This window comes from Hydrogenophaga sp. L99, assembly GCF_058731905.1.
Genome location: NZ_CM178972.1, coordinates 3,431,199 through 3,447,970, shown reverse-complemented (window position 1 = coordinate 3,447,970; position 16,772 = coordinate 3,431,199). Strand labels below are relative to the sequence as shown.

Here is a 16,772-nt window from a genome sequence, read left to right as displayed (position 1 = left end):
TGCTGCGGTTCCCGTGACAATCGCCGCATGGAACTGCTGCTTGTCACCCTTGCCTCCCTGTTTGCCGGTTTTGTCGATGCCATCGTGGGTGGCGGCGGGCTCATTTTGGTGCCGGCGTTGTTTGCGGTGTTTCCCTCCACCCATCCCGCCACGCTGTTTGGCGTCAACAAAGGGGCTTCGGTGTGGGGCACCGCCGCAGCCACGTTGCAATACGCCCGGCGGGTTCAAATGCCCTGGCACGCGCTGCTGCCGGCGGCCGCCGTGGCGTTTGCCGGGTCGCTGGTGGGCGCCTGGACGGTGACCGTGATTTCACCCGACTTTTTGCGCCGCGCCTTGCCGCTGGTGCTGCTGGGTGTGCTGGCTTATACGCTGGCCAAAAAGCAGTTGGGCCACAGCCATGCGCCCCGCTTTACGGGCCGCCGGGAAGCGCTGGCGGCCAGCCTGCTGGGGGTGACCATTGGCTTTTACGATGGCTTCTTTGGCCCCGGCACCGGCAGTTTTTTCGTTTTTCTGTTTGTGCGCTGGTTGGGCTACGACTTCCTGCATGCCAGCGCCAGCGCCAAGCTGCTCAACACCGCGTCCAACCTGTCGGCGCTCATGTTGTTCGCCTGGAAAGGCCATGTGTGGTGGCATTTTGTGGTGGTGATGGCGGTGGCCAACGTGGCGGGCAGCTTGCTGGGCACCCGCCTGGCGCTGAAACACGGCAGCGGCTTCGTGCGCCAGGTGTTCATCGTGGTGGTGAGCGCGCTGATCTTGAAAACCACCTACGACGCCTGGCTGCGGTAAGCCGCCGGGGCGCTCACCCGCTCATGGGTCTGCGGGGGCTATAGTAGAAACACTATGGCGCAATCCCCCACTTCCTCTCTGTTGATGATTGAAGACGACGCCCGTCTGGCCCAGATGGTGGTTGACTACCTGGGCCAGTCGGGCTTTGCCGTGACCCACGCGCCCGACGGCGAGCAGGGTCTGGAACACCTGCAGTCGATGCTGCCCGAGCTGGTCATTCTGGACCTGATGATGCCCGGCATGGACGGCCTGGAAGTGTGCCGCCGCATCCGTGCCCTGCCGGGCGACGCCGCGCGCGTGCCGGTGATCATGCTCACCGCCAAGGGCGACCCGATGGACCGCATCATTGGCCTGGAAATGGGTGCCGACGACTACGTACCCAAACCCTTTGAGCCGCGCGAGCTGCTGGCGCGCATCCGCGCCGTGCTGCGCCGCCGCGGCGAGCCGGGCACCAACCACGCCACGCGCAGCACGCCGGTGCTGCGGTTTGGCTCGCTCGAAATCGACCGCGATGCCCGCACCGTGCAGGTGGGCGCCACCGCCTGTGAACTCACCTCGTACCAGTTTGACCTGCTGGTGGCCCTGGCCGAGCGCGCCGGGCGCGTGCTCACGCGAGACCAGATCATGGAGGCCGTGCGCGGGCGCGAGTTGGAAGCGTTTGACCGCTCCATTGACGTGCACATCGGCCGTATCCGCAACGCCATCGAGGCCGACAGCAAAGACCCCAAGCGCATCCTCACCGTGCGCGGCGTGGGCTATGTGTTTGCCAAACAGCAAGACTGATGGCACCCCGCCTGCACCCATTCATGTGCCATGACTGAACCCCGATGGATTCCCTGATCGGCCAAAAGCTCTACCTGCGCATTTGGCTCGCCGTGGTGGCCGCTGTGGCTGTGCTCGCCCTGGTGGTGGGCTGGCTTTGGCAGGTGGCGCTGGACCACGAGCGCGAGCAAAACGCCAGCCGCGCCGGGCGCGAAATTGTGCTGCGCAACAGCGCCGGCGACATTGTGGGCCAGGCGCCCGCCCGCGCCGTGCGCGTGCCCGGCGAAGGGCTTGAGTTTCAGGTCACCATGAAAGACGGGCAAACGCTCTACGTGCAGCTGCCCCGCGCCAACCGCCAGCCCGGCAGCCCGCTGCCCGCGCGCCGCACCCAGGCCTGGTTGCAATCCGCCCCCGGTTTTGCATGGCTGCTGGGCCTGGTGGCGCTGGCCGTGGCGCTGGGCGCCTACCCCATCGTGCGGCGCCTCACCAAGCGGCTCGAAGCCCTGCAAAAAGGCGTGGAACGCTGGGGCGATGGCGACCTGTCCACCCGCCTGCCGGTGCAAGGCCATGACGAAATTGCATTTTTGGCCACCCGCTTCAACGCTGCCGCCGAGCGCGTGCAAACCCTGCTGCAATCGCACAAAGCGCTGCTGGCCAACGCCTCACACGAATTGCGCTCGCCCCTGGCCCGCATCCGCATGGGGCTGGAGCTGATGGGCCGCGACAGCGCCAGCGCTCCGCAGCGCCAGGAAATAGCGCGCAGCATCGAAGAGCTGGACCAGCTCATTGACGAAATCTTGCTGGCCAGCCGCCTCGACGCCCGCGACGCCAACGACCCATCGGCTCTGGGCGCCACCGAAGAGGTGGACCTGGTGGGGCTGGCCGCCGAAGAGTGCGCCCGCACCGGCGCCGATCTCGACATCGCCCCCGGCGCTTCGCCCGTGCTGCTGCAAGGCCACGCCCGCCTGCTGCGCCGCCTGCTGCGCAACCTGCTGGAAAACGCCCGCCGCTACGGCACCAAAACCCCGCCCAGCATGGCTGACGAAGGCGCTGCTGCCGACGTGCGCCTGACCATGGCCCTGCTGGACACGCCCGGCAAACCCGGCAATACACCCGGTAAAAAACCGGGTGCGGGTCGGGCCCAAACCACGGTCGTGATCTGCGTCGAAGACCGCGGCCCCGGTGTGCCGCCCGACCAGCGCGAACGCATCTTTGAGCCGTTTTACCGCCTGCCCGGCGCCAGCGAACGCGAAGGTGGCGTGGGCCTGGGCCTGTCACTCGTCAAAACCATTGCCGAGCGCCACGGCGGCCACGTGCGCTGCGAAGCCCGAGAAGGCGGCGGCGCCCGCTTTGTGGTCGAGTTGCCGCTCTGAAAGCGGGCCATTGTCAGCCAGCGGTCAAGCTTGTCCGCGTGCCGACAACCCGGCCTGAATTTTGGGTTTTATTACCTAAAAATATGTAACAACTCCCCCAAATAGGGGATTGGCGAAATTTATGCGGCAGCGCACAATTTACCCTGTTGCTGTCACAACACCGCGAAGAAAACGGATCCGGCAAACAAGATACGTTATCAAAAACGTTTGAATCTGGTCTCCCAACGACGTCCTTCCAAGGACTTTACAAAGCCACCGCAAGGTGGCTTTTTTTTGGGCGTTTCACCCGGTGTGGCATGCTTGTGCACTGGCTATGCCCACTCTCCAACCCGTGGGGTCCATAGCAGCCACAAACGGCCTCGGTGCTCAGCCGTGCTCGACCTCAGAAGGTGTTTCAAATGACTTCCATGCCCCCCATTTGCCCCGTGATTCTTGCGGGTGGTTCCGGCACCCGTTTGTGGCCGCTGTCACGCGCGGGCTTTCCCAAACAATTTTTGTGTCTGGACGGTGCCCACAGTCTGTTTCAGCAAACCGCCATGCGTTTGGCAGGGCTGCGGTCAGCCGGTGTGGTGTTGCAGGCGCCTTTGGTGGTGGGCAATGAAGGCCACCGTTTTTTGGTGCTGGAGCAATTGCGTGAGGTGAGCACTGACGCGGCCACGGTGCTGTTGGAGCCCATGGGACGCAACACCGCGCCCGCGCTGGCGCTGGCCGCGATGGCCGCGATGGCTCAGGGGCAAGACCCCGTGCTGGTGGTCACCCCGGCCGACCACGTGATCACCGACGAAGCGGCGTTCAGATCGGCTGTGACCACTGCCGTGGCCCATGCTGCGCAAGGGCAGATCGTCATTTTGGGCGTGGCGCCCACCCGGCCCGAGACCGGCTACGGCTACATACAGGTGCAGGGCGGGCAGCCCCATGCGGCATGGCCTGTGTTGCGCTTTGTCGAAAAACCCGACGCGGCCACTGCCCAGCGTTACGTGAAAGAGGGCGACTACCTGTGGAACGCGGGCATGTTTGTGGTGAAAGCCTCGGTGTGGCTCCAGGCACTTGAGCGTTTTCGGCCCGACATGGTGCAAGCCAGTCAGGCCGCCTGGGCGGCGCGCAGCACCGACGCATCGTTTGTGCGCCCCGGCAAAGCCGAGTTCGCCGCCATACCCGCCGACTCGATCGACTACGCCGTGATGGAGCACTGCCCGGGCAGCGGCCTGCCCATTCAGGTAGTGCCGCTCAACGCCGGCTGGAGCGACCTGGGCGCCTGGGACGCTGTGTGGGACGCGTTGCCCAAGGACGGCCTCGGCAACGCCACAAAAGGTGACGTGTTGGCGGTCGACAGCCGCAACAACCTGGTACACGCCAGCAGCCGCCTGGTCAGCGTGCTGGGGGTGAATGACCTGGTGGTGGTTGAAACCCCCGACGCCGTGCTGGTGGCGCACCGCGCCAGCGCCCAGGGCGTCAAACAGATCGTGGGCCTGCTGCAAGACCAGCACCGCGAAGAACACAACCTGCACCGCAAAGTGCACCGCCCTTGGGGCTGGTACGACAGCATTGACGAGTCTGAGCGCTTCAAGGTCAAGCGCATCCAGGTCAAGCCCAAGGCCAGCTTGAGCCTGCAAAAGCACTACCACCGCGCCGAACACTGGATCGTCGTCAAAGGCACCGCCGAAATTACCTGCGGCGACAAGGTGGTGGTCCTGACCGAAAACCAGTCCACCTACATACCACTGGGCGAAGTGCACCGCCTGTCCAACCCCGGCACCATCCCGCTAGAAATCATTGAAGTGCAGTCGGGCAGCTACCTAGGCGAAGACGATATTGTTCGGTTTGAGGATCGGTACGGGAGGTAACCTTTCTCTGTTCCAGCTAAGGGCTTTACGCAAACAGGTCGGCGGCGGCCAATCGCGTGCCCTTGCTGTCCTTGACAGACAAAGCCGGCGCAGCACCAAGGTCTGGCCAGGCAATTCCAATTTCCGGGTCATCCCAAGCAATGCACCGCTCATGCGCCGGTGCGTAGTAATCCGTCGTCTTGTACAAAAAGTCCGCCGTTTCGCTGAGCACCAGGAACCCATGCGCAAAGCCCGCTGGCACCCACAGTTGTTTGTGGTTGTCTTCGCTCAGTTCCACACCCACCCATTGCCCAAACGTGGGTGAACTTTTGCGTATATCCACCGCCACGTCAAACACCGCGCCGCGCACCACCCGCACCAGCTTGTCCTGGGGCTGCTGCAGTTGGTAATGCAGGCCGCGCAGCACGCCCTTGGCGCTGCGGCTGTGGTTGTCTTGCACAAAGTTCAAGTTGGTGCCCGTGGCTTCGTTGAAGGCTTGCTGGTTGAAGCTTTCAAAGAAAAAGCCGCGTGCGTCGCCAAATACTTTTGGCTCAATCACCATCACGTCGGGGATGGCGGTCGGTGTGGCCTTCATGAAAACACCTTCTCGCTCAAGATACGCTTCAAGTACTGGCCGTAGCCGTTTTTCAGCAGCGGCTGGGCCAGGGCTTCCAGCGCAGCGCTGTCAATCCAGCCGTGGCGCCAGGCAATTTCTTCCGGGCAGGCAATCTTCAGCCCTTGGCGGTGTTCCAGCGTGGCAATGAACTGGCTGGCTTCCAGCAGGCTCTCGTGCGTGCCTGTGTCCAGCCAGGCATAGCCCCGCTTCATGATCTGCACGTTGAGCTGGTCCAAGTCCAGGTAGGCCTGGTTTACCGCTGTTATTTCCAGCTCGCCTCTGGGGCTGGGTTTTACGGCCTTGGCAATATCCATCACCTGGTTGTCGTAAAAATACAGGCCGGTCACGGCGTAGTTGCTCTTGGGCTGCAGCGGTTTTTCTTCGATGCTGCTGGCTTTGCCCGCGGCGTCAAAGGCCACCACGCCGTAGCGCTCGGGGTCTTGCACATGGTAGGCAAACACGGTGGCGCCGCCACTTTGGGCATCGGCGTCGGCCAGCAGGGTGGTGAAGTCGTGGCCGTAGTAAATGTTGTCGCCCAGCACCAGGGCGCTGGGCGCGTTGCCAACAAACTGCTCACCAATGATGAAGGCCTGGGCCAGGCCGTCAGGGCTGGGTTGCACCGCGTACTGCAGGTTCATGCCCCAGGCGCTACCGTCGCCCAGCAGCTGCTGAAAGCGCGGGGTGTCTTGCGGCGTGCTGATGATCAACACGTCCCTAATGCCCGCGAGCATGAGCGTGCTCAGCGGGTAATAAATCATGGGCTTGTCGTACACCGGCAGCAGTTGCTTGCTGATGGCGAGCGTGGCCGGGTGCAGGCGGGTGCCGGAGCCGCCAGCGAGGATGATGCCTTTGCGTTGGGTCATGGGGGTATTGCCAGTCAAGGTTGTACTCAGTGTCAGTGGACGGGTTCTTGCCAGGCCAGGTCGAGCGCTTGTGCTGTGGCCAACAGGCGTTTGTCTCGGGTCCAGAGTCTGGCCCCAGACAGGCGGGCGCTCGCGCACAGGTGTGCGTCCACATAGCCGATACCGCGCCCCATCAGGCTCTTGTGCTCAATGAAGTGCATCACCTCAGAGTCCAGTGCTTTCTGCATGGGCGGGAGCCCCTGCAGCAGCTGCAACACTTCTTGCCGGTTCTTCAGATTTCCACAGGCGATTTCACCCACCACAAAGGGGTGTATGCCCACTTCCATCGCCATAAGCGCCCGGGCCAGCAAAGCCTCGCCATGCCGCAGGTGGTCTATCCAGACCGATGTATCGACCAAGATCATGTGTTGGACGGTTGCCGGGGAATGCTTTGGAGCTGAGGCTCACTGCCGCCCAGTTGTGCCAGGCGCTTGGCGCTTTCGCGCTGCACCAAGGCCAGCAAGGCTTCGCGCAACAGCTGGCTGCGTTCCTTCAAACCACTGATTTGTTGAGCCTGGGCTAGCAAATCATCGTCTAGTGTCAGGGTCGTTCTCATGGTTGCGGTCCTTTGTGCATCAATAAAAGCATCATTTTGTGCGTCGATTGGTGTTTCGGTCAATGGGCGCGCATGGCCGGCGCAGGTTTGACTGCCGTGATGCTCTCGTGCTGCGTGACGGGTGTTCAGCGTGGGTCAGAGAATTTCAGTCAGCATGCGGTGCGCGCCGTGTCGCCAGTCGGGCAGCACCAGGGCAAAGGTCTGGCGCAGGTGGGTGGTGTTCAGTCGCGAGTTGAGCGGGCGGGCTGCTGGCGTGGGAAAGGCGGTGGTGGGCACTGGCGATACTTCTTGCACCTTGATCGGTTGCTCGGGTTTTATAGCGCGTGCTGTGTCCAGCACGAAGCGGGCATAGCCGTTCCAGGTGGTTTCGCCTGCAGCGGCCAGGTGGTAGGTGCCGGCGTCCTGCGGGCGCTGCAACACCTGTCGGATGGCGTGGGCCGTCACGTCGGCAATCAGGTCGGCGCCGGTGGGGGCACCGTGTTGGTCGTCGATCACGGTCAGGCGCTCGCGCTCAGCGGCCAGGCGCAGCATGGTTTTGGCAAAGTTGCCGCCGCGCGCGGCATACACCCAGCTGGTGCGAAAGATCAGGTGGCGGCAGCCGCTGGCTTGTATGGCGCGCTCGCCGTCCAGCTTGGTGCGGCCGTACACGCTCAGTGGTCCGGTGGGCGCATTTTCTGTCCAGGGCGTGGTGCCGGCCCCGTCAAATACGTAGTCTGTTGAATAGTGCACCAACAGCGCGCCGATGCTGTGCGCGGCTTCTGCCAGCACGCCGGGGGCCAGCGCGTTGAGGGTGCGGGCCAGTTCAGGTTCGCTTTCGGCCCTGTCCACGGCGGTGTGGGCAGCGGCGTTGACGATCACGTCAGGCCGCAGGGTCAGCACGGTTTGGCGCAGGGCTTCCAGCTGGGTCAAGTCGCCGCAGCCGCCTTCGGTGTCGGAGCTGTGGCGGTCCAGCGCCACCAGGTCACCCAGGATGCTGAGGCTGCGCTGCAATTCCCAGCCCACCTGGCCGTTTTTGCCAAGCAGGAGGATCTTCATACCGTACTTCCGCTGTATTGCTTGCCCACCCATTCGCGGTAGGCGCCGCTTTGTACGTGGGCCACCCAGTCCGGGTGGTCCAGGTACCACTGCACCGTTTTGCGAATGCCGCTCTCAAACGTTTCAGCGGGCTTCCAGCCCAGTTCGGCTTCCAGCTTGTGGGCGTCAATGGCGTAGCGCCGATCGTGGCCGGGGCGATCGGTCACGTAGCTGATCTGGCTGGCGTAAGGCTGGCCGTCGGTTCGTGTGCGCAGTTCGTCGAGCAGCGCACACACGGTGTTGACGATCTCAATGTTGGGCTTCTCGTTCCAGCCACCCACGTTGTACACCTCGCCCAGACGGCCAGCTTCGAGCACGCGGCGAATGGCACTGCAGTGGTCCTTCACATACAGCCAGTCGCGCACCTGCATACCGTCGCCATACACCGGCAGGGCCTTGCCCGCCAGCGCGTTCACGATCATCAGCGGAATGAGCTTTTCAGGAAAGTGAAACGGCCCGTAGTTGTTGCTGCAGTTGGTGGTGAGCACCGGCAGGCCATAGGTGTGGTGGTAGGCGCGCACCAGGTGGTCGCTGGCGGCCTTGCTGGCCGAATACGGGCTGTTGGGCTCGTAGCGATGGGTCTCGGTGAACGCGGGGTCATCTTTGCCCAAGCTGCCATACACCTCGTCGGTGGACACATGCAGCAAGCGAAACGCCTCGCGCTCGGCGCCTGCCAAACCGCCCCAGTAAGCGCGCACCGCTTCCAGCAGGTGAAACGTGCCCACGATGTTGGTCTGGATGAAGTCTTCCGGGCCGTGGATGGAACGGTCCACATGACTTTCGGCGGCGAAATTGACCACCGCACGTGGGCGGTGCTCTGCCAGCAGGCGGGCCACCAGGGCTGCATCGCCAATGTCGCCCTGCACAAACACATGGCGCGCATCGCCTTGCAGACTGGCCAGGGTTTCGAGGTTGCCCGCGTAGGTGAGCTTGTCGAGGTTGACGACGGGCTCGTTGTGTTGAGCGAGCCAGTCGAGGACGAAATTGGCGCCTATGAAGCCGGCGCCGCCTGTGACGAGAATCATTTTGAATGTGCCTAAAGTTGTATATTGGGTTTTAGTGAGCGAATTTACAGATATCTGTATCTGCGCACAGATTAATTGGTATCCGAATGAATATTTTTAGATATAGATCGATCTTTAGTCTATGGTGTTGAAGGAATTTTCTGATCCCAAAGCCTTAGATAGCCATCAGATTTTGATCGCAATTTCCGCCCAACTTCGTTAAAATTACTGGTGGTACTGATTGAGTTTGCCTTGAAAATATCTGCGCCTAGTGCTGCTCGACTTTCTCCTACGCTAAAGTGCATGGCTGAGAGTATGGTAGGGAAATAGTCGAAGTGATTCATGATCACGGGATGGTGCCTGATGCGTTCGGGCGTCATGATTAAACTGAAGATATCACTTTGTATCGTTTGGGAGGATGTTTTTATGCCTAGGCTCAACATTCGCTCAAAACTTAGGTTGTTTTTGCTCGGGCCCATGAACGGATGGTCGCCAGTGATCACAATGACGCTGTTCTGGTTCAGGCCTGTAGACTCAAGCCAGCTTACAAAAAGTTCAACCTGCTTGATTGAGCAGTTGTAGATTTCATCAATGGATGAGGAGTGTCCTAACATTTGGCAATACGGTGTGAGAACTCCTTTTGGACCGTGGGTGTCTAGGGTTAGAATATTTAGAAAAAAAGGTTGCTGTTGGTTGCGAAGCGCATCTAGACGTTCACGTGCGTGTTTGAGTACTGTGTGGTCAGAAAATCCCCACCATCCTTTGGGAGGGTTCTCTTCTGAAAAGATTGTCTCTAGTTCTATTTTGCCCGTAATTTTGGTGAATCCATGTGTTTTGAGGAATTGCCCCTTTCCTGCAAAGGCATGATCTGCACCGCCGATAAATTCATTGTGATAGCCAGCAGTTTTGAGTATGTCTCCGATGCAGGTGGCTCGCTGAAGCGGCTGATCTATTTGACCTAAGTTATTGCCGCCAAGCATGCCAACGGGCATAAGGGGAATGCCGCATTGGCTGGCAACCATCCCAGCTAACGTCCACTGAGTCCCTGGCAATATTTGAAAAAATTTGGGCGCGATGTGTTGTTTCGCTAACTGCAGCAGCCGTGAGTCTGCTGGAATATGCCTATGCTCTAGAGACTCGACATAGATCCATATCAAGTTGTATTGAGGTGTATGCGGGATTTTTTTTACGTCTGGATTTTGATACCATTCTGATATCCAGTCGCTGCTTGTCGAAGGGTCCTGAGAATTGCTAAGACTGTCTTGGAGATTGACTGTCACTGCAGTTGCAGATAGTCCGGTTGCCGTCAATAAGGCGGCAAAAAAAAAGGCTAATCCTTGTAAATGTTTGAAGCTTTGATGGTAGTTTCGTTAGAATTAGATAAACTAAAAACGCAGCTATGAGGGGTTTAAAAAACAACTCTCTCAGAGAGTCTTTAATAAATAATGACGGCATTCCTTCGGTGCGCGTGTTTAGATGAAACAGCAGTTGCTCGACTGATATATCGCCAAACGTTCCAGCTATTAGTAGGGGCATTCTGTAGCAGAAGACGGCCACTGCTATGAAAAAAACCGCCACCAACCAAGGCTGCTTTTTGCTCTTGAGCGCATTATTCATGTCTCGTTTATATTCAATAATTACTTCGCGTCGCGCGAATGCTGGACGCTCTTGCTTTGAATTTCCATAGTCCAGCGATCCTTCCGGCCAAGCGCGAAATTAATGAGGGGGAGAAAAACAAAGTGCGAAAGGGAATCATCAGCAGGGCACCGGTCAATACGCGCCAGCGTAGTCGATTGGCGGCCTGAGGGCCTTGGTATCTATGCGAGTACAACAGTTTGGATTGGGCGTGGTGAAAGCCGCGGAGATATTCCGAGCGCCAGCGAAACTGCCCGCCGACAGAGCCGCGCGAGGCGTGCACCGCCAGCGCGTCGGGCACCACCACGATGGGGCGTTGCTGCAAAAAGGCCCGGGTGCAGAGGTCGTCGTCTTCGTAATAGAGGAAGAACGACTCGTCGAAAAACCCCACCTGTTGCATCTGCGCCATGTTGAGCAGCAGGCAGGCCCCGCAGGCGAAGCCCACACAGCAAGGGCCCTCGGCAGCTGGGCCTTTGGCCTTCCACGAAAAGTTGGGCCAGCGGTAGTTCAGGTCGGGTCGGCCTTTGGGGTCCACAATTTGCGGTGCGACGATGGCCGTTTCAGGGTTCGATTTGGCAAAGTTCACCAGGCGCCCCAGCGCTTCGGGCGAGAGGTTGCAGTCTGGGTTTAGCAGCAGCGCGTAGGGCGTTTTAACTTGCCGCAACGCCAGGTTGTTGGCCGCACCAAAACCCCGGTTGGCCGTGTTTTCAATGATCTGCGCTTGCGGCAGCAGGGCACGGGCGGTGGTCACGGTGTCGTCGCGGCTGTTGTTGTCCACCAGCATCACATGGGCTGCGCCAGACAACATGGGCACCTGTGCCTGCAGGCAGTGCGCACTGTTGTAGGTCACGATAATGATGGTGACCTGGTCCAGGTGTTGAAGCGTGTCCGTCTGGGGCATGGGGCTTGAGCTAAGTTCGGGTCCAATTGTCCTTCAGTTTGAAAAAGCACCTTCAGCCCATGACCCCCCGCATTTCTTTGCTTGTGCTCACCTACAACCAGGTAACCATGGTTGAGACGGCGGTGCAGTCGTGCCTTGCACAAATTGGCGAGCCGCTGGAAATTGTGTTGTCTGACGATGCTTCCACCGATGGCACCTACGAGCTGTTGCTTGAAATGGCGGCAGCCTACCGCGGGCCACACCAGGTGCGGGTGCGCCGCAACCCGCAGAACCTGGGCATAGGGGCGCACTACAACGCAGCCATCAATGACAGCGCAGGGCAGCTGTTGGTGACGGCCGCAGGGGACGACATCAGCCTGCCGCACCGGGTTCAGACGCTGGCGGCGGCATGGTGTTAGCGGCGGTCTAAACCCGCGTAAATTTGGCGGCGGTAAGTGGTGGCGGAATTTGGTGACGTAATCCGGCGTTCATTTTTGGTGGCCGATTCTGGGTGCGGTTTTCGGTGCTGAGCGTGCCAACAACAAGGGCCCCGTCAGGGGCCCTTGTTGTTGGCGCGGGAGACTCGTTGGCGCTCAGAACGGCAAGTCCGTGTCAAAGTCTTCCAGTGAATCAGTGGTCACGCGCTGCGCACGCAGCAGATCCTGGATGACCCCTCCGTAATGGGTCCAGACGCGATCGCGCAGATCATCGAGCAACTCCATCACCGCCATGGCTTGTTCCGGTGTCCAGGTGTCGTCCACCGCGAATGGCAGCCCTTGGCGCAGTCCTGAAGGCGGATGCCACGGTTTCATACGGTCTCCTTTGAAGGCTTGCGCTTTACCGTGCGCGCCCGGGCATGTTCTTGCGCCTCCTTGTGCCGGTACGAGTTGCCCTTGATGCCAACAATTTCGGCGTGGTGAACTAGGCGGTCCACGAGGGCGACCACGCAGGCCGCGTTGGGGAACACTTCGCCCCACTCGGCAAAGGACTTGTTCGTGGTGATCAGCGTGCTCTTGTGCTCGTGGCGCCGGCTGATCAACTCGAACAGCAGATCGGCATACCGGCTGGAATACGACAGATACCCGACCTCATCAATGACCAGCAGCGCGGGTCTGGCGTAGTGGCGCAGTCTTGTACGCAGTGCCGAATCGCTGTCCAGGCTGGCCAACTCGCCCAGCAGCTTGCCGGCGGTGGTGAACATGACGGTGTGCCCTTGCAGCACCGCCTGATGTGCAATGTTCTGGGCAATGGTTGTCTTGCCCACGCCAGAAGGGCCCACCAGGATGGCATTGCTGGCACTGTGCAGAAACTGCAGCGTCATCAGCTCGCTCACGCTGGCCTGGTCAATCTGCTCGGGCCAGCTCCAGTCGTAATCCACCAGGGGTTTGAAGCGCCCGATGCGCGCACTGTGCAGCCGGCGCTCCATGGAGCGGCGACTTCTCTCGTGCTCCTCCCATTCCAGCAACGTGCCCACCCAGGGCTCTGTGCAGCAGGTATCCCAGTGGGACAGCACCCCGTGTAGTTGCAGCGCCTGGGCTCGGAGTTTGAGTGTGGCCGAATCAGTTGTTGGCATCGTCACCCTCCTGCGTGAGGCGGTCATAGCCGTCCAGGCTGTGGGGGCGCACGGCGATGTCGCGCGCGCGCACCTGCGCAGACAGGGCCACGCCCAGCGGGGGCGGGGTTTGCTGCTGGCTCTTGCTCTGACGCTGGCGCTCAAGCGCCAGACGAACCGCATGGGGGTGCGGCACACCGCGGCTCATGGCGTCCGTGACGGCGGCCATCATCTGCGTGCGTCCATGCACGTCCAGGAGCTCCTGCAACTCACGGGCGATCCGCCCCAACGGCTCACCCCGCTTGGCCGCCTCTGTCAGCAAATCCTGCACCTGAGGAAGCGCGTGTACCAGGCGGTCCGTGTCGCGGTGCGCTCGCGCGCCTCGCTTGTGCTGCACCAGGTCCTGCACATGGGCCTCGATCTCGATCTGCTGAGCCTTGTCCCAGCAACGCGGGTGCGAGGCCAGCGCCTGCTGGCCGTCCAGAATACGCACCTCACGCAAGCTGGCGTGCACGGTGAGGCTGCGCTGAACGTGGGTGTGGGGGATGGAATAGTCGTTCAGATCGAACCGAACGTAGGGTGTCTTGGCCGCTGTAACGCCGCGGATCTCATCGCAACAAAACGGTGTGGCCGGGATGTCCATCAGGTGCGAGCGCTCTTGGTCAAAGGCCTGCTGCACCGACAGCTGGGAGTCCTCGGGGCAGCGCCGAGCGCTGGCAGGACCAGCCACCCAGGCATCGGCCTGGGCATTGAGATCGTCGATATCGGTGAAGCTGCGTCCCTCAAAGAAGGCGGTGCGGATATAGCGGATGGCCCGCTCCACGCGCCCCTTCTCATTGCCCCGGGCCGGGGCCACGGGCCTGGCCTCGAAACGGTAGTGCGCCGAGAGTGCCAGCAGCGTGGGATTGAAGCGGATGGCCTGCCCCTTGCGTTCGAGCACCGCGCTCTTGAGGTTGTCGTACAAGACGACCCTGGGAACGCTGTGCCAGGATTCAAAGGCCTGGACGTGCCCGCGCAGGAAGCTCTCCATGTGCGCGCCCAGGAAGAAGCGCAGGAAGATGCGTCTGGACCAGGAAAGGACCATCACGAAGGCCATCAAGGGTCGGCGGGCTTGCCCGATCTGGATGTGGCCGAAGTGGCCCCAGTCGCATTGCCCCTGTTCACCGGGCAAGGTGCGCAGGCGCAAGTAGGCCTGTGCTGGGGGGCGCGGACGGTGGCGGGCGACGATGTGGCGAAAGTGGTCGGGGCGCCCCTCGTAACCGCGCTCGGCGGCCATGGTGTGCAGCCGGCTGGCCGTGAGGTTGGGGAACTGCTTCAAGGTCTCCTGGATAAAGGGCAGGTAGGGGGTCACGCCCGAAGTGCGTTGTGCGGGCACGATTGGGGCCGCGCCGGCCTGGGTGAGCACGCGCATGACGGTCTCGCGGTGCACGCCCAGCTGGGACGAGATGGTTCCCACCGGCCAGCGCTCGGCGTGGTGGTAGCGCAGGATCTGCGCCTTGAGTTCAGGTGAAATGGCCATGTGAGTCGGTACTCCATACGGAAGGTTGGGATGGATGGCGAAAGCGGCATCGCAGAAAGTCCTGACGCACAAAAGCCGAGACCGAACGGCCGCAAAACTGGCACTTGCAGCGCTGGCTTGCGTCTGGATTCAGAGCGGTTGCGTCGCTGGATGGGAGTACATCAGCGCAGGGCGGTGGTGGGCCACCCTGATGCGTCACTATTTGTTGGCGCGCGCGCCATTGCCCCTGGCGTGTGGCGTGAGCGTGGCGGCCCTTGCGGCTGTCCTGGTAGCGTTTGGCAGCGGCGCGCTGGGCGCAACTTCTGGCCTGGAGTGAGCAGACTGCGCTGCAGTAGCGCTGGCCGCGGTCGCAGTGGCTGCAGATGAGCACAGGGCTGCGACACAGGGCGCACAGAAAACGTCTGGGCGGTGGTGACGGCGGCTGTGGTGGTGCGTGTTGGGCAGTGGGCATGGGCGGTCCATTCCCATGCGTGGGCCCACGCTGCTGGACAGCCACGCCCGCTTCGTGAATACTGACAGCGGCAACGGCGCCCTCCAAAGCGGTGGGTCTCGGGGCGCGACAGTGGGTTTACCGGAAAGTGACTGTCACTGTCGCGCCTGCTTCTTACACAGGTAGGCGATATGTAACGCAAAACACCAGCGCTGCGCCATACCCCTGCGCTGGCTCAAGCCCGCTCGCCATGGCCAAAGCAGGCACGCTCAGGACACGTCTGTGCCCTGTGCAACGGGCACCCTTCGATTCAAAGGAAATTCAAAGCAGTCAGCTGACTGCCGCGGATGACCGCCACCGACTGCTTGCCGACACCAGATTTACGCGGGTTTAGAGCGCCGCTAACACATGGGACGCATCGGGCCAGAAAGCTGATTTGCTGGCCAGCCACCTGGTGGATATGAGCGCTGACGGTTTGGACATGGGCACGATTCATGTCGTCGACCTTGCAAGCTGGAGACGCCCTGAGGACTGGGTGCGCAGGCGACCCTATGTGGTGGGTGCGTCTCATGCTTTCACGCGCCGACTACATGAACGGTTTGGTCCTATTCGAGCTGATCTGCCTTACGAGGACCAGGCCATGGCCTTGCGGGCCAGCTGCATGGGGGGCGGTATCACCGTGCAAGAGGCACTGGTGATGTACCGACGCGGCGGTGTGTCAGCTGGGGCTGGCGAGCGTTTGACGGTGGCCGCGAATAAGCAACGCTTGAACGTTAAGCATCGCCGCCAGCGTGCGTTGTATCTGCAGGTTCAGCAAGATCTGGCTACTGTGGGGCGGTTGGATTTGTGGCGCGGCAAGCTGGTCAAGAAACTGCACCAAAGTGAGTTGGTGTTGTCTTTGAGTGAAGCCCAAGGTTGGAGCACCCGTTGGGCGCTTTTGAAACAACATTCAAAGGCCGGTTGGGCATGGGGCTTTGTCCAGCTGCTGGCCGCGCAGTGGCCTGGGCTGAACCTGGCCTGGTCGAACTGGCGCAGGTAGCGAAGCAAAGTTTGCCTCAGCTTAAGGTGCGGCGGTGAGCTCCCACACCAGGTGGCTTCGGCGGCCCGCAAGATGGTCCACCGCTGTCTTGATGGCAAGCTTGGGAGAGCGTCTTACAGGGTGGTAATCGCCGCGAGGGTGAATGCGATGTTGCCTCACCAATTCGAAGCGGCCTTGGAATCCGTACATGGCTCCCATGGGATTTGAGCCTGTGAAATACAGATGGCTGCGGTCGGTCAGCACATTGACATGCGTCGGATCGCAGAAAGCCAATGCATGGGGGAAGGCCGGAAAAACAGCGTAGAAATGGCCACCCGGTTTCAAAACCCGCCACACCTCGTTCATTAACTCGATAAACGGGAACCTGCTGAGATGGCCCGATGCACTGTTACCCACTCGGGGGACGTGCTCTAAAAAGTCATAGGCAGACAGGCTATCGAAGTGCTTGTCTGGAAACGGAATAGGCTCCAGAGTCAAGTTGGCAGCCACGATTGCGGCGACACCGGGAGCTGACAAACCATCACGAATGTCAATTCCGTACAGGGTTTCGCAACAATAGGGGTTTCTGGGTATATTGCCGCAGCCCAGGTCCAAGTGAAGTCGCATAGAGATCGTCAATGCCCGTGCGCCAAGGTCTCTCCAGCCTTCAGCCGGTACACCGTCCCGCAATACGGGCAGCGGGCTTCGCCGGTTTTGGCCACGTCCAGGTACACCTTGGGGTGGGTGTTCCAGAGCTTCATGTCGGCGAGAGGGCTGGGGCAGAACACCCCGCCGTGGGCGTTGAGGTCTTTGGCGGTTAGTTCTATGGCGGCGTTGCTCAT

Annotated in this window: 19 protein-coding genes; 6 read left to right on the top strand and 13 right to left on the bottom strand. The window is 61.0% G+C overall.

Annotated features, from left to right (window positions below; genetic code table 11):
* The first annotated feature begins 27 nt into the window (after positions 1-27).
* From AC4QBL_RS16495 to AC4QBL_RS16480, 4 genes are all read left to right on the top strand, one after another.
* A complete protein-coding gene (locus AC4QBL_RS16495; protein WP_472900078.1) occupies positions 28-786 on the top strand; it encodes a sulfite exporter TauE/SafE family protein in 759 nt (252 codons plus the stop codon).
* A gap of 54 nt (positions 787-840) precedes the next feature.
* Positions 841-1,569 carry a response regulator gene (locus tag AC4QBL_RS16490; protein ID WP_472900079.1) on the top strand — a complete coding sequence of 243 codons (729 nt, stop codon included), beginning with the start codon at positions 841-843 and terminating at the stop codon, positions 1,567-1,569.
* Positions 1,570-1,613: 44 nt separating this feature from the next.
* A complete protein-coding gene (locus AC4QBL_RS16485) occupies positions 1,614-2,921 on the top strand; it encodes a sensor histidine kinase (RefSeq protein WP_472908089.1) in 1,308 nt (435 codons plus the stop codon).
* Positions 2,922-3,319: 398 nt separating this feature from the next.
* Positions 3,320-4,765 carry a mannose-1-phosphate guanylyltransferase/mannose-6-phosphate isomerase gene (locus tag AC4QBL_RS16480; protein WP_472908088.1) on the top strand — a complete coding sequence of 482 codons (1,446 nt, stop codon included), beginning with the start codon at positions 3,320-3,322 and terminating at the stop codon, positions 4,763-4,765.
* Positions 4,766-4,790: 25 nt separating this feature from the next.
* Here the strand turns inward: AC4QBL_RS16480 and rfbC are convergent, their stop codons facing one another.
* The 8 genes from rfbC to AC4QBL_RS16440 all read right to left on the bottom strand — a co-directional run bounded on the left by rfbC (position 4,791) and on the right by AC4QBL_RS16440 (position 11,432).
* The gene (gene rfbC, locus AC4QBL_RS16475; protein ID WP_472908087.1) at positions 4,791-5,339 is read right to left on the bottom strand and encodes a dTDP-4-dehydrorhamnose 3,5-epimerase; all 549 of its coding nucleotides are present in this window, start codon (positions 5,337-5,339) and stop codon (positions 4,791-4,793) included.
* Complete coding sequence (rfbA, locus tag AC4QBL_RS16470; RefSeq protein ID WP_472908086.1) at positions 5,336-6,223, bottom strand: glucose-1-phosphate thymidylyltransferase RfbA; 888 nt, start codon at positions 6,221-6,223, stop codon at positions 5,336-5,338. Before rfbA ends, rfbC begins: the two co-directional genes overlap by 4 nt.
* A gap of 32 nt (positions 6,224-6,255) precedes the next feature.
* Positions 6,256-6,627: a type II toxin-antitoxin system VapC family toxin gene (locus tag AC4QBL_RS16465; protein ID WP_472908085.1), complete on the bottom strand. Its 372-nt coding sequence runs from the start codon at positions 6,625-6,627 to the stop codon at positions 6,256-6,258.
* Positions 6,624-6,818, bottom strand: coding sequence for a type II toxin-antitoxin system VapB family antitoxin (locus AC4QBL_RS16460; RefSeq protein WP_472908084.1), 195 nt, complete (start codon positions 6,816-6,818; stop codon positions 6,624-6,626). The genes AC4QBL_RS16465 and AC4QBL_RS16460 overlap by 4 nt, the downstream gene beginning before the upstream one ends.
* A 135-nt stretch (positions 6,819-6,953) precedes the next feature.
* The gene (rfbD, locus tag AC4QBL_RS16455; protein WP_472908083.1) at positions 6,954-7,853 is read right to left on the bottom strand and encodes a dTDP-4-dehydrorhamnose reductase; all 900 of its coding nucleotides are present in this window, start codon (positions 7,851-7,853) and stop codon (positions 6,954-6,956) included.
* Positions 7,850-8,917: a dTDP-glucose 4,6-dehydratase gene (gene rfbB, locus AC4QBL_RS16450; protein ID WP_472908082.1), complete on the bottom strand. Its 1,068-nt coding sequence runs from the start codon at positions 8,915-8,917 to the stop codon at positions 7,850-7,852. The genes rfbD and rfbB overlap by 4 nt, the downstream gene beginning before the upstream one ends.
* 119 nt (positions 8,918-9,036) lie before the next feature.
* Positions 9,037-10,206, bottom strand: a complete 1,170-nt coding sequence (locus tag AC4QBL_RS16445; protein WP_472908081.1) for a sulfatase-like hydrolase/transferase — start codon at positions 10,204-10,206, stop codon at positions 9,037-9,039.
* A gap of 320 nt (positions 10,207-10,526) precedes the next feature.
* Positions 10,527-11,432, bottom strand: a complete 906-nt coding sequence (locus tag AC4QBL_RS16440) for a glycosyltransferase family 2 protein (RefSeq protein ID WP_472908080.1) — start codon at positions 11,430-11,432, stop codon at positions 10,527-10,529.
* A 59-nt stretch (positions 11,433-11,491) separates the two neighbouring features.
* Between AC4QBL_RS16440 and AC4QBL_RS16435 the strand changes: the two genes are divergently transcribed.
* Positions 11,492-11,830, top strand: a complete 339-nt coding sequence (locus tag AC4QBL_RS16435) for a glycosyltransferase family 2 protein (protein WP_472908079.1) — start codon at positions 11,492-11,494, stop codon at positions 11,828-11,830.
* 174 nt (positions 11,831-12,004) lie between these two features.
* Here the strand turns inward: AC4QBL_RS16435 and AC4QBL_RS16430 are convergent, their stop codons facing one another.
* Genes AC4QBL_RS16430 through istA form a run of 3 tightly spaced genes read right to left on the bottom strand, consistent with a single transcriptional unit; the run spans position 12,005 to position 14,482 of the window.
* Positions 12,005-12,223, bottom strand: a complete 219-nt coding sequence (locus AC4QBL_RS16430) for a hypothetical protein (RefSeq protein WP_472901141.1) — start codon at positions 12,221-12,223, stop codon at positions 12,005-12,007.
* The gene (gene istB, locus AC4QBL_RS16425; RefSeq protein WP_472906280.1) at positions 12,220-12,984 is read right to left on the bottom strand and encodes an IS21-like element helper ATPase IstB; all 765 of its coding nucleotides are present in this window, start codon (positions 12,982-12,984) and stop codon (positions 12,220-12,222) included. Before istB ends, AC4QBL_RS16430 begins: the two co-directional genes overlap by 4 nt.
* The gene (istA, locus tag AC4QBL_RS16420; RefSeq protein ID WP_472906279.1) at positions 12,971-14,482 is read right to left on the bottom strand and encodes an IS21 family transposase; all 1,512 of its coding nucleotides are present in this window, start codon (positions 14,480-14,482) and stop codon (positions 12,971-12,973) included. Before istA ends, istB begins: the two co-directional genes overlap by 14 nt.
* Positions 14,483-15,348: 866 nt before the next feature.
* Between istA and AC4QBL_RS16415 the strand changes: the two genes are divergently transcribed.
* Entirely contained in the window at positions 15,349-15,951 is a 603-nt protein-coding gene (locus AC4QBL_RS16415) for a hypothetical protein (RefSeq protein WP_472908254.1), read from the top strand.
* 21 nt (positions 15,952-15,972) lie between these two features.
* On the opposite strand, the gene AC4QBL_RS16410 is transcribed toward AC4QBL_RS16415, so the two are convergent.
* Positions 15,973-16,545, bottom strand: coding sequence for a methyltransferase domain-containing protein (locus tag AC4QBL_RS16410; RefSeq protein ID WP_472908255.1), 573 nt, complete (start codon positions 16,543-16,545; stop codon positions 15,973-15,975).
* A 20-nt stretch (positions 16,546-16,565) separates the two neighbouring features.
* Complete coding sequence (locus AC4QBL_RS16405; RefSeq protein ID WP_472908256.1) at positions 16,566-16,772, bottom strand: zinc-finger domain-containing protein; 207 nt, start codon at positions 16,770-16,772, stop codon at positions 16,566-16,568.

What these genes read in the sequence shown, in the direction of transcription:
- AC4QBL_RS16465 (WP_472908085.1), bottom strand. Translation starts at nt 6,627, where the DNA reads ATGATCTTGGTCGATACATCGGTCTGGATAGACCACCTGCGGCATGGC.
- AC4QBL_RS16460 (WP_472908084.1), bottom strand. Translation starts at nt 6,818, where the DNA reads ATGAGAACGACCCTGACACTAGACGATGATTTGCTAGCCCAGGCTCAA.
- rfbC (WP_472908087.1), bottom strand. Translation starts at nt 5,339, where the DNA reads ATGAAGGCCACACCGACCGCCATCCCCGACGTGATGGTGATTGAGCCA.
- AC4QBL_RS16430 (WP_472901141.1), bottom strand. Translation starts at nt 12,223, where the DNA reads ATGAAACCGTGGCATCCGCCTTCAGGACTGCGCCAAGGGCTGCCATTC.
- AC4QBL_RS16405 (WP_472908256.1), bottom strand. Translation starts at nt 16,772, where the DNA reads ATGAGCAACGCCGCCATAGAACTAACCGCCAAAGACCTCAACGCCCAC.
- rfbD (WP_472908083.1), bottom strand. Translation starts at nt 7,853, where the DNA reads ATGAAGATCCTCCTGCTTGGCAAAAACGGCCAGGTGGGCTGGGAATTG.
- istB (WP_472906280.1), bottom strand. Translation starts at nt 12,984, where the DNA reads ATGCCAACAACTGATTCGGCCACACTCAAACTCCGAGCCCAGGCGCTG.
- AC4QBL_RS16485 (WP_472908089.1), top strand. Translation starts at nt 1,614, where the DNA reads ATGGATTCCCTGATCGGCCAAAAGCTCTACCTGCGCATTTGGCTCGCC.
- AC4QBL_RS16480 (WP_472908088.1), top strand. Translation starts at nt 3,320, where the DNA reads ATGACTTCCATGCCCCCCATTTGCCCCGTGATTCTTGCGGGTGGTTCC.
- AC4QBL_RS16490 (WP_472900079.1), top strand. Translation starts at nt 841, where the DNA reads ATGGCGCAATCCCCCACTTCCTCTCTGTTGATGATTGAAGACGACGCC.
- istA (WP_472906279.1), bottom strand. Translation starts at nt 14,482, where the DNA reads ATGGCCATTTCACCTGAACTCAAGGCGCAGATCCTGCGCTACCACCAC.
- rfbA (WP_472908086.1), bottom strand. Translation starts at nt 6,223, where the DNA reads ATGACCCAACGCAAAGGCATCATCCTCGCTGGCGGCTCCGGCACCCGC.
- AC4QBL_RS16495 (WP_472900078.1), top strand. Translation starts at nt 28, where the DNA reads ATGGAACTGCTGCTTGTCACCCTTGCCTCCCTGTTTGCCGGTTTTGTC.
- AC4QBL_RS16435 (WP_472908079.1), top strand. Translation starts at nt 11,492, where the DNA reads ATGACCCCCCGCATTTCTTTGCTTGTGCTCACCTACAACCAGGTAACC.
- AC4QBL_RS16440 (WP_472908080.1), bottom strand. Translation starts at nt 11,432, where the DNA reads ATGCCCCAGACGGACACGCTTCAACACCTGGACCAGGTCACCATCATT.
- rfbB (WP_472908082.1), bottom strand. Translation starts at nt 8,917, where the DNA reads ATGATTCTCGTCACAGGCGGCGCCGGCTTCATAGGCGCCAATTTCGTC.